The sequence below is a fragment of the gamma proteobacterium symbiont of Scutellera amethystina genome, from assembly GCF_059730845.1.
The window spans coordinates 3757334-3770465 of sequence record NZ_AP035935.1 but is presented as its reverse complement, the minus strand read 5'-3'; the positions used below and the strand labels follow the sequence as shown (position 1 = coordinate 3770465).

Annotated in this window: 17 protein-coding genes; all 17 read left to right on the top strand. The window is 54.3% G+C overall.

All coding sequences use genetic code 11. The features are described from left to right. The first annotated feature begins 2 nt into the window (after nt 1-2). The 17 genes from AC6I79_RS17915 to pilN all read left to right on the top strand — a co-directional run bounded on the left by AC6I79_RS17915 (nt 3) and on the right by pilN (nt 13132). Complete coding sequence (locus AC6I79_RS17915; protein ID WP_498027393.1) at nt 3-602, top strand: DUF2857 domain-containing protein; 600 nt, start codon at nt 3-5, stop codon at nt 600-602. Continuing rightward, a complete protein-coding gene (locus AC6I79_RS17910; protein ID WP_059012802.1) occupies nt 602-832 on the top strand; it encodes a ParE family toxin-like protein in 231 nt (76 codons plus the stop codon). Before AC6I79_RS17915 ends, AC6I79_RS17910 begins: the two co-directional genes overlap by 1 nt. A gap of 78 nt (nt 833-910) precedes the next feature. Continuing rightward, entirely contained in the window at nt 911-2149 is a 1239-nt protein-coding gene (locus AC6I79_RS17905) for an STY4528 family pathogenicity island replication protein (RefSeq protein WP_498027394.1), read from the top strand. A 60-nt stretch (nt 2150-2209) separates the two neighbouring features. Continuing rightward, nucleotides 2210-2407, top strand: a complete 198-nt coding sequence (locus AC6I79_RS17900) for a hypothetical protein (RefSeq protein WP_471808115.1) — start codon at nt 2210-2212, stop codon at nt 2405-2407. Next, nucleotides 2404-2532, top strand: coding sequence for a hypothetical protein (locus tag AC6I79_RS17895; protein WP_498027395.1), 129 nt, complete (start codon nt 2404-2406; stop codon nt 2530-2532). Before AC6I79_RS17900 ends, AC6I79_RS17895 begins: the two co-directional genes overlap by 4 nt. Nucleotides 2533-2596: 64 nt before the next feature. Then, nucleotides 2597-2737, top strand: coding sequence for a hypothetical protein (locus tag AC6I79_RS17890; RefSeq protein WP_498027396.1), 141 nt, complete (start codon nt 2597-2599; stop codon nt 2735-2737). A gap of 22 nt (nt 2738-2759) precedes the next feature. Continuing rightward, nucleotides 2760-3479: a PFL_4669 family integrating conjugative element protein gene (locus AC6I79_RS17885; protein WP_498027397.1), complete on the top strand. Its 720-nt coding sequence runs from the start codon at nt 2760-2762 to the stop codon at nt 3477-3479. Between the two features lie 17 nt (nt 3480-3496). Continuing rightward, nucleotides 3497-5509 carry a DNA topoisomerase III gene (locus AC6I79_RS17880; RefSeq protein WP_498027398.1) on the top strand — a complete coding sequence of 671 codons (2013 nt, stop codon included), beginning with the start codon at nt 3497-3499 and terminating at the stop codon, nt 5507-5509. Nucleotides 5510-6139: 630 nt separating this feature from the next. Further along, entirely contained in the window at nt 6140-6631 is a 492-nt protein-coding gene (locus AC6I79_RS17875; protein ID WP_058770118.1) for an STY4534 family ICE replication protein, read from the top strand. Nucleotides 6632-6703: 72 nt separating this feature from the next. Continuing rightward, nucleotides 6704-7252, top strand: a complete 549-nt coding sequence (locus AC6I79_RS17870) for a single-stranded DNA-binding protein (RefSeq protein ID WP_498027399.1) — start codon at nt 6704-6706, stop codon at nt 7250-7252. A 143-nt stretch (nt 7253-7395) separates the two neighbouring features. Beyond that, nucleotides 7396-7680, top strand: a complete 285-nt coding sequence (locus tag AC6I79_RS17865) for a type II toxin-antitoxin system TacA family antitoxin (RefSeq protein WP_088515933.1) — start codon at nt 7396-7398, stop codon at nt 7678-7680. After that, nucleotides 7671-8153, top strand: a complete 483-nt coding sequence (locus tag AC6I79_RS17860) for a GNAT family N-acetyltransferase (protein WP_498027400.1) — start codon at nt 7671-7673, stop codon at nt 8151-8153. Before AC6I79_RS17865 ends, AC6I79_RS17860 begins: the two co-directional genes overlap by 10 nt. Nucleotides 8154-8501: 348 nt before the next feature. Next, nucleotides 8502-8813, top strand: coding sequence for a hypothetical protein (locus tag AC6I79_RS17855; RefSeq protein WP_498012725.1), 312 nt, complete (start codon nt 8502-8504; stop codon nt 8811-8813). 181 nt (nt 8814-8994) lie between these two features. Further along, nucleotides 8995-9426, top strand: a complete 432-nt coding sequence (locus AC6I79_RS17850; protein WP_498027401.1) for a DUF29 domain-containing protein — start codon at nt 8995-8997, stop codon at nt 9424-9426. A 269-nt stretch (nt 9427-9695) separates the two neighbouring features. Then, on the top strand, nt 9696-10994 hold the full coding sequence (gene pilL2, locus AC6I79_RS17845) for a PFGI-1 class ICE element type IV pilus protein PilL2 (RefSeq protein WP_498027402.1): 1299 nt from the start codon (nt 9696-9698) through the stop codon (nt 10992-10994). 1 nt (nt 10995) lies between these two features. Continuing rightward, nucleotides 10996-11439 carry a type IV pilus biogenesis protein PilM gene (pilM, locus tag AC6I79_RS17840; RefSeq protein ID WP_498027403.1) on the top strand — a complete coding sequence of 148 codons (444 nt, stop codon included), beginning with the start codon at nt 10996-10998 and terminating at the stop codon, nt 11437-11439. A gap of 19 nt (nt 11440-11458) precedes the next feature. Next, nucleotides 11459-13132 carry a PilN family type IVB pilus formation outer membrane protein gene (gene pilN, locus AC6I79_RS17835; RefSeq protein ID WP_498027404.1) on the top strand — a complete coding sequence of 558 codons (1674 nt, stop codon included), beginning with the start codon at nt 11459-11461 and terminating at the stop codon, nt 13130-13132.

The window sequence follows — 13132 nt, the reverse complement described above, 5'->3', positions numbered from 1 at the left end:
CTGTGAGCCAGATTAATCTTTCCCAGGCCACCACGGCCATTCTCTCATCCCTTCTTATGGACATTAAGAATGGAAATATACGTCGCTGCGAGTCGCTTGGTATGTCAGTAGAGGAGATACGTGCACTGAGTCAGCTCAGCCTTGATGAACTGCACTACCTCAGCCAGTCGCACGTTTCCGTTCTTGATATCCGTCTGAACCACGAAAATTTCTGGCTGATGCTGAATCAGGCTCGGAATGAACTCAAGCGCATGCTGATGATCGATCGCGCGCTTGAACTGGGCGGCTCTATGGAGCTGATAGACAAATATTTCGGTCTTTCACCTGCGGAGGTCAGTGCCCGGCGCCGACTCATGGGTATTGAGTCGCGTCAGGGGCGTACTCAGGGCCTGACGGAGCCGCAGGATGCAGCGCTCTGGACCGAGTGGAAAGCCTCAGGCCTGACTTCACCAGATTCCCATCAGGCGCTGGAAGCGATGATGCTCACTGCCGAGCAACATGGCCTGTCTCTTACCGCCGTTTGGAGTCGGGTTTGTCAGTGGTGCCGCGAGGCAAACACGTCATTACGTCGGACCGAGTCAATCGCTCGCAAGGAGGCGTGATGGAACTGGAAGATTTTTCTCCTCGTCAGCAGGTTTCCCCGGCGGTACGCCGCCGGGCGCAAAAGTTATTTCATGCACTTTGCTGCGGCCAGAAAGTGTTCCGCCGGCTGACCATGAACGGATATCTCAAGATAGATGTAGGACCGTTCTGGCGCATCCTGAGCAAGGACGGTGGCCGGCAGTGGTGGCTGATGGATCATGAGACATACAACCGTGAAATACGCCGGTAAAGGATTGCCGCTGATGACCACACTGTGCCGGGTTTATCCCGGCACAGTGCTGTCTCAGGCAGAAGAGGAGAGCATAAAATGACCATTCCCGCCGACAGTATCGTGGCGCATACGCTTGGCAGAATGCAGCAGAATCTTGAGCGGCGCGCTGATAACGGCGATGTAAGCCAGGAGCGCAGCGGGCTGCTGTTTATGGGAAACGTGCACGATGCGTTCCCGCGCAGGCTGTTTCTTGATACGCGCCTGTCACCGCTGGATAAAACCGCCTGGGTGATGATCAGGCTTTATGCGCAGCAGAATGAGGGAGCCATCTTTCCGACCTATGACGAGCTGCAGGTTCAGCTGGCCTCCGCGCATTCCGAAAAAGCCTCACGCGATACGGTGAGCCGCGTTCTGCTGATGCTGCGCCTGACCGGCTGGCTCAGTCTGTGTAAGCGGGTGCGCGATGACCGTGGCCGTGTGAGGGGCAATATCTATGCGCAGCATGATGAGCCGCTGGGTTACCGTGACGCCGAAACCTTTGACCCGGGCTGGCTGACGCTTGTTGAAGAGAGCTGCCAGAATCGTAATAAAGCGGTCCGGATGACCGCGCTGGCCGTGGTGAATGACATTCTGCAGGACCCCGGGATGCGTCACCGTCACAGTCGCCTTGCCCTTATCGAAAGCCGCCTGAGCGCGCCGTCCACGCCTCAGCAGATGGTCCGCCATCGCCAGGCTGTGACCCGCAGTCCGGATTCCGGACTCAGTCAGAAAAGCGCAAAAAACCATTCAGATCCACTGAGTCCGGAAAACGGACTCAGTAACTCATTAATGGATAAAACACTGAGTCCGGAATCCGGACTCAGGCTGAAATCAAGCACTTACACCGGAGTCCGAAATCCGGACTGTAACGTACGTTCTTTCACACAGAGTGTGAATAAAAAAACGTACGTACCGGGTGGAGAGCATTTCCTGCCTGACGATTTTGTTAACGGGCTGAACAGCGAGGATCGGCAGATGCTCACCACCCAGATGGCCTCACTGCCGGAAGCGGTAGCAAAGGCGCTGGCTGACATGCTGCGCGAACAACTGCGACTTGGCAGGCTTAATAACCCTGTTGGCTGGTTGTTCACGATGCTGCGACGTGCCCGTTGCGGTGAGCTGAATTTGCAGGAAGCCGCAGTACATGGCAGTTCCGGCAGCAACAATCCCCGGACAACCAGCACGCGTACTGTACCCGCAGCCAGCCTGCCTGTTCAGCCTGCCAACCGCCCGTCGCAAGAGGAAGTCAGGGAAATGATTGCCGCCATTCGTAGAAACGTAAACAGCAAAACGTAATTACCGTACCCAAATCACTGAGCGCGCTCGAAGCGCCGCAACAAATAACAGGAGCCAATCATGACTAATCACATCATGACGATGCTGACTGATGAGCGTGGAGATTCTCTGATTGACTGGGCTAAAGGATACATCTATGCCGCAGAAATATATGTGGCTAGCAACCCCGCTGACCGTTCCGGCAAAGCATACCTGGAATTGTTGCAAATAGCCCTCGCGGCGCTGACAACAGCACCGGAGGCCAGCACTCAGCAATGAAAGCTGCAACGAGCGGCTGGAACAAATCGCTCAATGCAGCGATGTGGCAAAACTATTCGCCAATGGACGTGGTCAATGCAGGGTTGATTAAAAAGCGACCTTGTTGCGGGGCGCAACAAGGCTAAAAAATATACACTGCGCTGTAGTAGAACTTGTGAACGGTAAAAACCTGCAACAGGAACAGATAAAGTGAGTGAGTGGTTAAAAAATAACCTTGTTGCGGGGCGCAACAAGAACAAAAAACAACCAGATGTTAATTTCTTCATTGGCGTTATGAGTTTCACATTGTTGGTGAGGCATCTGATTCAGGATTATGCCAGCTCTTCTTAACTGAATGCAGGTGACGACAACGATGGCAGAGAAACACAAAAGGGCTGGTGCTCTCCAGTCAGAACTTCATATAGAGCTGCATACTAATTACGCTATCGGCCTATGGGAAGGTCGCAAAAGAGAAAAGCCTGAGGATGGTAAAAAAGGCAAACAACCTATTATGGGAATGCCTCAGTTCCTTCATCGCGCAACTCTGATTAACAGAGATTCATTAATGAATGACCCCTGGGCGGATGCAGCAATGCTGGAACTGGAAGAAAAAATCGAATACGCCAGTAATGAAATGAGCAAACTGATTGATGCGCTGGACAAACAAATGAGCTTTGTTCCTGCAGGTGTCACGATCAGTGATGCACAGGCCGCAGAAACTCTCGACCTGACGGTATTCAGCGGGACACCGCTGGGCTATCGCTGTGTTTTCCTGTTAATGGGTTTCGATCAGTTTGCCAAAAAAGTCCTGCAGGCGGCTCACTATGGTGTCATATCGCGTAAGCAGCGTTATGAACTTCTGGGTGATGGCAGCAGACTGTTACGTGAAATTTATGGATGTGTTCTGCGGTATCGTAAAAAAGGAGCAAACCGTCTTGATGCTGTTGAAAATAATGAAGTCTGGCAGAAGGCCTGTGAGGAAGCTGGAGAGCCCGATCGCGCTGTTTTGCTGGGGGTGAAGCGTTCTGCCTTTTCACCGCCGGTGAATGAAGCGAGCGTAAATTTGCTGCGCATGCGTTATCAGGCAGTCTGACTCACAGGAGGCTGGCTATGCGCCTTTATATCTGTGAAAAGCCCTCTCAGGGGCGCGACCTGGCAGAGGTTGTAGGGGCCACCCGTCGCGGCGATGGTTTTCTGTCAGGCAGTGGCGTCACCGTCACCTGGGCCGTAGGCCACCTGCTGGAAACCGCCCCGCCGGAGGCCTATGGTCAGCAGTATGGTAAGCCCTGGTCGCTCTCTGCGCTTCCCATCCTGCCGGCCCCATGGCAGGTCGTTGTTAAGAAGGAGACGCAGGATCAGTTTAAAGTCATTGAGCGGCTGCTGCGTCAGGTTGACGACGTGGTGATTGCCACTGATGCTGATCGTGAGGGTGAAGTCATCGCGCGCGAGCTGCTGGATTACTGCCGCTGGGAAGGCCCGGTGCAGCGGCTCTGGCTCTCCGCTCTGGATGAAATCAGCATCCGCGCAGCACTTAAGGACCTTCGCCCCGGGCTCGCCACGCTCGGGATGTATCACGCCGGTCTCGGGCGAGCCCGGGCCGACTGGCTGATAGGCATGAACCTCTCCCGTCTTTATACCCTGCGTGCAGCCGAGGCAGGCTTCGATGGCGTTGTCTCTGTAGGTCGTGTGCAGACGCCGACGCTGGCGCTGGTTGTTCGCCGGGACCGGGAAATCGCCTCTTTCGTGCCCAGGCCTTACTGGCAGGTTAAAGCGATTATTTCGGCCGGCGGCATCACCTTTCCGGCGCAGTGGGTGCCGGCGAAGGTGTATACCGACGAAGAAAAGCGCTGTGTTCACCAGGACATCGCGCAGCAGGTGGCTCAGCTCTGCCGTCAGACGGGGCACGCAGTGGTGACAGAATGTGACACTAAGCGCGAAAAATCCGCCGCGCCGCTGGCTTTTTCGCTAGGCACCCTGCAGCAGGCCTGTGGCAGGATGTGGGATATGTCACCCCAGCAGGTGCTTGATACCGCGCAGAGCCTGTATGAAAAGCACAAGGCCACCACTTACCCCCGCACCGACTGCGGTTACCTGCCAGAATCCATGCGGGAAGAGATTTCCGGTGTGCTTGATGCCATTGGCCGTACCGACCCGGAATGTGCACCGGTGCTGGCAGGCCTCGACAGGGAATTTGTCTCGCGCATCTGGAACGACAAAAAAATAACGGCACACCACGGCATTATCCCCACGCGCAATGCGTTTCAGTTGTCCGCGCTGTCGGAGGTGGAGCGTAACGTCTATCTGCTCATTCGCCGTAACTACCTGGCGCAGTTCCTGCCACTGCATGAGTCCGATATCACACGGCTGCAGTTCGACATTGGCGGGCAGCTGTTCCGCAGCTCCGGACGAACGGAGGTGATAAAGGGCTGGAAGGTCCTGTTTGAAAAAGATCAGGACAGTAATATTGATGAGGACGATGAAGCAGCTGCTACCCTGCCGCCGCTCAGCCGCAATGACCGCTGCGCGGTGACCGGTGCTGAGGTGGCGCAGCTGATGACCCGCCCGCCGGCACACTATACGTTTGCCACCCTGATTGGCGCCATGATGAATGCGGCCGCTTTTGTTACGGACGTTGCGCTGCGTAAAGTGCTTAAAGACAATGCGGGGCTCGGCACCGAAGCCACCCGCGCAGGCATCGTTGAGCAGCTGCTGAACCGGCGTTTTATTGTGCGCAAAGGCAGCAAAATCATGGCGACCGAACTGGGAACCGACGTGATCGATGCCCTGCCTCCCCAACTGACCGAGCCGGGCATGACCGCGCTCTGGGAGCAGGCGCTGGATGAAGTTGCCGCCGGCCGTATGTCGCTGGACGACTTTCTGCAGCGCCAGGCCGGCTGGACGCGCAACCTGGTCAGCCACGGGGCTCAGCAGCAGGTCCGTATCCGGGTTCCGCCCACGCCTGTCTGCCCGATGTGCGGAGGGAAAACCCGCCTGCGCAAAGGAGAGAAGGGGGAGTTCTGGAGCTGCCAGCGCTATCCCGGGTGCAAAGGCGTCATAAACATCAGCGGCAGCAAAAAGAAGCGTTCCCGGAAACCTAAGTCTGCTGAATCAAAGAAGAATTAATCCGTCGTCTCCGATTGCGGGCCGTCAGGGGCTTTGCTATTGTGGCACCGGCTCTGAAGCCGCACCCCGTGACTGCGGGTTTCGTCAGCATCTAATGCATGTGCTGACGGAATACAGTCTGACCGGCCCTGTCCACACCTGAACGGGAGCCGGTAAGGCACGAAAACTCCGTGAAACCCGTGCCGGGCCCTTTCAGCCTGCGGAGCGACTGCGAAAGCAGGTTAACCTCAGGTCGATGGTGCAGACCTCAGAAGGCGGTGCCGCAGGGTGCCGCTTTTTTAATTTTATGTGCTGATGATTTTTTGCATGCTGCGACGTTGACATCCGCGGCGTCTGAATGAATGATAAAGAGGCTAATCGTTGTCGTTCCGACAACTGCCAATGTTCCGGTGATTTGAGAGGAACGCCTTCGGGTAATCACGTGCCAATGCCATCACAACCTGAGAGATGGCGCTTTCGGGCGGTTTTAAACCTGTTAACCTCTGAGAACAGGAACTCTTTATGAGTTGAGGTCCATTTCACCAATTCAGCCAGTCGGCAATCCTTGCTGACATCCCTGCGGGAAACACTTCCCGTAAGGGACAGATGTTTCTCCGCAACCTGTTTAGTTTTTACTCCGGAGAAACCATCATGACTGCAACTACCAATACCCCTGCTTCAAACAGCTCTGCTTCTGCTAATCAGAAAAAAGAGTTTTTCAACCTCAACGTCAGCGGCATCGGATATCTCAATTCGATACGTCGTGTTCAGGGACCCAACGGCGAATTCACCTGCGCCGTTATTAATGCCCTGACCGGCCCTACTGATAATGCGTCCTATACCCGCTTCGATGTTACGGTCGCTGGCGCGGACACCACCAAACTCATTAATCGCTGTCAAAAAGCCGTTGATGAAGAAGAAAAAGTGCTGATTGGCTTCGTGCTAAGCGGACTCAAAGCCGATGTGTTTACCCTTCAGTCGGGTGATCATGCCGGTGAAAGCCGTCCTTCCCTGAAGGCCCGCCTGATCAAGGTGGAGTTCATCAAGAAAGGTCAGGACGTAGTCTATCAGGCACCCAATGCTTCCCAGACGCCAGAATCCGGCTCATCGGCTCAGAAAGAGTACGATCCGAATTCGTTCTAAGCGTTACGGACACACCACCGGAACATCCCGGTGGTCGTGTTTCTCACCCCACATTCCTGAGAGGAAAACATTATGTCCGCACGCGGCGTCAACAAAGTTATTCTGGTCGGTCATCTCGGTCAGGACCCTGAAGTTCGTTACATGCCAGATGGCAAAGCGGTGACCGGCTTAAGCCTGGCCACTTCTGAAACCTGGCGTGATAAACAGACCGGTGAAAACCGGGAAATTACCGAATGGCATCGCGTCGTGCTGTTTGGCAAGCTGGCTGAAGTTGCCGGTGAATACCTGCGTAAGGGTTCACAGGTGTATATCGAAGGTCAGTTACGCACCCGCAAATGGACGGATAACAGCGGCACCGATCGCTGGACAACCGAAGTCGTTGTGGGAATGAACGGAACGATGCAGATGGTGGGCGGAGGCCGTAACAATGGTACCAACACCAGTGGAAACAATGCGCAGTCAGGTCAGCAGAGTGCATGGGGCCAGCCTCAGCAACCTCAGCAGCCTCAGTCTGCGCCACAGAATCCGGCGAATGAGCCACCAATGGATTTTGACGATGACATACCGTTCCTCGGACACGGTTATGGCATATGCCGCAAAACCATTTACGCCATTTCTTAACGGAATCACAGAATTATACCCTCTTATGCGCCAGCTCAGTCTGGCGCTTTCTTTTCATCATCTACTGAATGGTTATGTATAGCAATTTGCTACCATTCGGGATACCATATGCGTATAGCAATTTGTTACCAACAGGAGGAGTTATGCAAACAACTTTCCGTAAATCCGTTCGTGATAAGCAAATCAATATCCGTGCCACGGATGAAGAGCGCGCAGTGATTGATTATGCTGCGAGTCTGGTGAATAAAAACCGTACTGATTTCATCATTGAAAGGGCTGTGCATGAGGCACAGAACATTATTCTGGATCAACGCGTGTTCATACTTGATGACGAACGTTATCAGGAGTTCATCAGGCAGCTCGAAGCCCCTGTACAAAATGTTGAAGGTCGTCAGCGACTGATGGATGTAAAACCTGAATGGAAATAAAAGTCACTGCGCCTGCTTTACTGACAGAGGGGCATGATCTTGAGCTGTTCGATAGCGGAAATGTGGTTCTTGATGACTGGCTTCGCCGGCGAGCATTGAAAAATCAGCATCTCAATGCCTCCCGTACCTTCGTCATCTGTCTTGAAGGAACCATGCGTGTAGTGGGTTATTATTCCATCGCGACCGGCTCGGTAAGTCATGTCGATTTGAGTCGTAGTCTCAGACAGAATATGCCCGATCCCGTACCGGTTGTTTTACTGGGCCGTCTTGCAGTCGATGTAACTACTCAGGGCAATAAATTCGGGAAATGGTTGTTGAATGATGCCGTGATACGCGTTTCAAACCTGGCGGATCAAGTCGGCATTAAGGCTATCATGGTACATGCAATTGACGAGCAGGCTAAAGCGTTCTACGACTACTTTGGCTTTGTGCAGTCACCGGTTGCCGCTAACACGTTATTCTACAAAATATGATGGTTTCATGTTGTTATCCAACAGCTGAACTCATGGACTTCAAATTACTTTCAACGCCGGTTCTCCGGCGTTTTCTTTTCTGATTAAAGTTAATGGCCAGGTCCGTTGATTAACCCGTACCGGCTCTGCAGTATTTTTCTTCAGTTTCAGGAAAGGGTTCCGCATTGCCCGCTTTTTCATCACCGCGAGAATAGCACTCCAGGCTAAGACTATTCATGGGGTGAATCCTGATGGCAGTACTTTCAAGTCGCGTAGCAACGGTAATCAGACTGGCTGAGGGCTGGGTTATGCTGGTCAGCTGCAATAACTCAGATTCTGATAATGTATGATTAAAAAATGGGCGTTATCATGAACAATGCTAAGTGCAGCGGATTAAAAAGAGCTGTTAACAGTGTCACAGATATTTTTTATTTCGGTACCGCTGAAGCCATTATTTTGTACCTGCTGATTTACATGCTGGCTGCGGGGGGCTCATACCTGATGCTGAAACCCCACGGTGGCTGGCCTGCAATCATTGCCGTCAACATCGGAGTTTATACGCTCAATCAAATCATCTCTCGCGTGTATAAAAACGATGAAGCTGGGATTTTGGTTGGGCTGGCTTATCTTCTGGTGACGTTGCTTCCGCTGTTTCATCTCTTTTTCTGGGTGAAATGTTAAACCGCTTTTTTTGACGACGACATACCGTTCCTCGGACACGGTTATGGCATGTGCCGGAAAGCCATTTACGATATTTCATTATGGATTCATGTAATTACGACCTGAATTGCGCCGGTTCATTCTGGCGATATTTACTTCTATATTGATGTTCATTAATCAGAAATGTCACTGGAGATCTACCATGAATACACGATACGAAGCTGATGTTGTTGCCTGGGCTCAGGAGCAGGCAGCTTTACTGCGTGCCGGTCGGTTCTCTGAGATTGATGTTGCTAATATCGCCGAGGAGATCGAGGACGTGGGCAAAAGCGAGAAACGGGAACTTGCAAGGCGTATGGCCGTTCTGCTGGCGCATCTTCTCATATGGAAGTTTCAGCCGGGCCGCCGCGGTTCCAGCTGGCAGCGAACCATCAAAGAACACAGAAAAGCACTGGCATTACACATCAAAGGCACACCCAGCCTGAAAACTGCGCTCTCTGATCGTGACTGGATAGCTGCTGTATGGGCCGATGCTGTATCTTCTGCAACTCAGGAAACACAACTTGACGTCTTTCCCGAGGACTGTATCTGGGATATGGGACAAATTCTGTCTCAGAAATTTTATCCTGTATGAGTTACCACCATGCCAGACAATAAAGCACCTGCGGGCGCTTTTTTTATACCATGCAACCTGAAACAGCGGGGAAATCGAGAACCCCTTCTGTCCGTAAAACTTGCTTTTATGGACAGAAGGGGTTGCCCCGGAGGGGATTATTTCTGTAAAGCCGTTATCGGTTTGCAAAACTTAATTCTTTAATCCGCAGACATAGTTTCGCATTGTCCGTTTTTCCTCCACCGCGAGAATAGCACTCCTGACTAAGACTATTCCTGGGGTGAATCCTGATGGCAGTACCTTCAAGACGCGCGGCAACGGGAGCCGGACTGCTTGCCTGCTCTGTCATGCTGGCCAGCTGCAGCAACCCGGCCTCTGACGCAGCGCCATTAATCAATGGCCGTTATCAGCAGCCTGCCCGCTTCGATGACATTTACCGAAATCGTTCCCCTGAAGTGGTGCGCTACGATCGTTACACGCTCGTCAGCACACGCCCAGATGATGCGCAGCGCGATCCGCTTAATCAGATAATCGATATCACTATGCCTGCTCAGCTGGTTAACTCAGTGGGAGAAGGATTTCGTTATCTCCTGCTGGAATCCGGCTATTCACTATGCTCAGCCACTTCTTCAGCATTTTCAGAACTGCTCAGCCGCCCCCTTCCTGCCGTGCAGCGCGATATCGGTCCCGTGAAACTGAGCGAAGCCCTGCAGGTGCTGGCCGGTCCAGCCTGGCGCCTGAAAGTGGATGAGGTGAACCGTGAAATCTGCTTTGAGCTGCGTGACCAGTTTCGTAGTTTTGCTCTCCCCCAGACGGTGCCGATCTCGCGCGCACCACAGGCTGTAAATGTTAATCGTCCGGTTGTGACGCAGCCTGTTCAGCCCCCGGTGGTGACAGGAAAAGGCAATACCGTCTCACGCAATCCTTTTACCGGTGACACCATCAGCGTCAATGCACCGGCCACCCCCCCGGAAACGTCGCTCAAACCGCAGAATCCTGCAGTTCCGTCTCCGGTGCTGACGGCGGCGAACCTGTCGGCACCACAGAAAACCCCTTCGTTGGCCCCGGTAAAAAGCAAACCGGTGTCTTCCCCTGCTGCGACTAACGCACCTGACCAAAGAACAGCGCTGTCGCAGAAACCCACTGTTGCCGCAGCGCGCCCGGTGGCCGCGCTGCAGACTACAGTGAACGGCACCTCACCGTCGGCACCGGTTCGCCCCGTTACAACGCTGCCGCCGGCCCCTCCCGTCAGCAGCCAGGCCTCATCTCCTTATGCGCCGGGTACGCCAGTTGCTGCGCTTCCCGTCGGGCAGACCTGGCGGGCGGAACCGGGTTCGACCCTGAAAGAGACGCTGACCAGCTGGGCTTCGAAAGCACAGTGCAGTAATGGCGGCAACTGGGTCGTTATCTGGCCCGTGACGCTTGATTACCGCATCGATGCGCCACTGGTTTTCCACGGCAACTTTGAGTCGGTCATGGTTCAGGTTTTTGACCTCTACCGCAAAGCCGAAAAACCCCTTTTCGCTGAAGCCAATCGTATTCAGTGCCTGATTTCCGTGAGCGATACGCCAGCGGGAGGAGGTCACTGAGATGGGGTTTGCGCTGCCCATACTCGTGTTCTGTCTGGTCATTTCGCTGATGGCGGGTGATGCGCAGCGCCATTCTGCTGAACACATCCGGCTTGCAATGCAGCAGACCCTGCCGTATCGGCTTGCCGGCGACATGCTTCGCACCGCTGACGCGGTAAATAACTGGCGCTACGGTAAAACGGTGGCTGATGGTCCGGTATCACTTGCTCAGACAGGTATTGTGCCGCTCCCGGACAATCGCATTAAGACCGTTATCCAGGGGGGGCGCCTCTGGATATGGGTGCCTGAAACTGCCGGTGTTTTTGCCGCGCTGCGTGCGAGGTCCATGACCTCGGCGCTGGCCCTGACCGTCAGCGGTGGCCGTCTGCGCATGGCGGATGGCACCGATATGAATCTCTCTCTGCCGTACGGCGTATCGGAGGGCAGCATTGTTTACCTTAACTAACAACACCAGGGGGCTGCGGATGCGCCGTTTACCTTTCTGCCTGACAGCGCTGGCCGCCGCGTTTGTGCTGTCATCATGTTCGCTGAGTGAAATCAGCAAAATGGATGAGGAGGCCACAGGTCAGGCTGAAACGGCACAGCGGGTGCTGCAGAGCCGCCAGGCTTTGTCTCAGCCTACCGTTGTCTGGTCTGATAAACCCTGGGTGAACCTGCAGCCGGTTGCACCGGTCGTGTCCACGCCGGATGAAAAAAAACTGCCTTCCTGTCAGATAACGATTAACCGGCCGGAAGGGATTTCACTGCCGGAGCTGGGTCAGCGCATCACCGCGCTGTGTGGCATCCGGGTGTCGATCACCCCCGATGCTTATGCAGCGCTTAGCAGTGTCACAACCGGAGGTGTGGTCACATCCCCGATGAGCGGTCCGTTACCTGCACCCGATGATAACGGTCGTGTGCCGCTTTCACAGATCGGCGCTTCTGCAGGGCAGGCCGCGCCTGTTCAGCAAAGCACCATGATCGCGCGTGGCCTTAAGTTCCAGGGCGACGTCCGCGATCTCCTTGATATTGAAGCCAGCGGATACGGCCTGTCCTGGCGAAGTGACAGCAGCGGCGTGTATTTCTATCTTCAGGATACCCGCACTTTTCAGCTGGTTATCTTGAATACAAAGGTTAACAGCAGCGCCTCGATTAATTCCGGTTCAGGCAATCAGCTGGGCAGCGGCGGCGGGACGACCGGCGGGACGACGGGCGATATCAGCTCTAATCAGAAAACTGATTACGGCATGAACAGCGACCTTTACGATGATATTCGTAAAACGGTTGAGCAGATGCTGACCCCGAAATCCGGGCGATTCTGGCTTTCGGCCGCCACCGGCACGCTGAGCGTGACCGATACGCCTGACGTGCTTAACCGCGTCGGTCGCTATATCGAATATCAGAACAAGGTCCTGAGCCGTCAGGTACAGCTCAATATTCAGATTGTCAGCGTCAGCCAGACACGCAACGAGCAGCTGGGCCTTGACTGGGGGCTGGTTTATAAATCCCTGCATAACTTTGGCGCCAGCCTGACAGGGTCAATGGCCAATGCCTCCACGTCAGCCGCCAGCGCCGGTATCTCTATCCTCGATACGGCCACAGGTAATGCGGCTAAATTCTCCGGATCAAGCCTGCTTATCAAAGCCCTTTCCGAGCAGGGTAATGTCAGCATGGCGCTGAACCAGACTGACCCTACCGCCAACCTGACGCCGGTGGCCTATCAGCTCTCGGGCCAGAAAGGCATCCTGTCCAGTTCCAGCACAACCGCAACGGCAAACGTGGGCGTCACCTCATCAATGACGACGTCGACCATTACCACCGGCCTGTTCATGACCATGCTGCCGTTCATTCAGGAAAACGGTGACGTGCAGCTGCAGTTCGCCTTCAGCTATACCAGCCCGCCGCAGATTGAGAAATTCGTCAGCGCTGACGGCAATACCCGTAACGATCTGCCCACAACGTCAACCGAAGCGCTGGCCCGCAAGGTCAATCTGCGCTCTGGTCAGACGCTGGTGCTGACCGGTTCGGAACAGCAGAACCTTTCTGCAGACAAACAGGGCACCCTTACGCCAAACAACTTCATTCTGGGCGGCGGCCAGACAGGCTCCCGCGGCCGCACGACGCTCGTCATCATGATCACCCCTGTTCTGCTGAGGTAA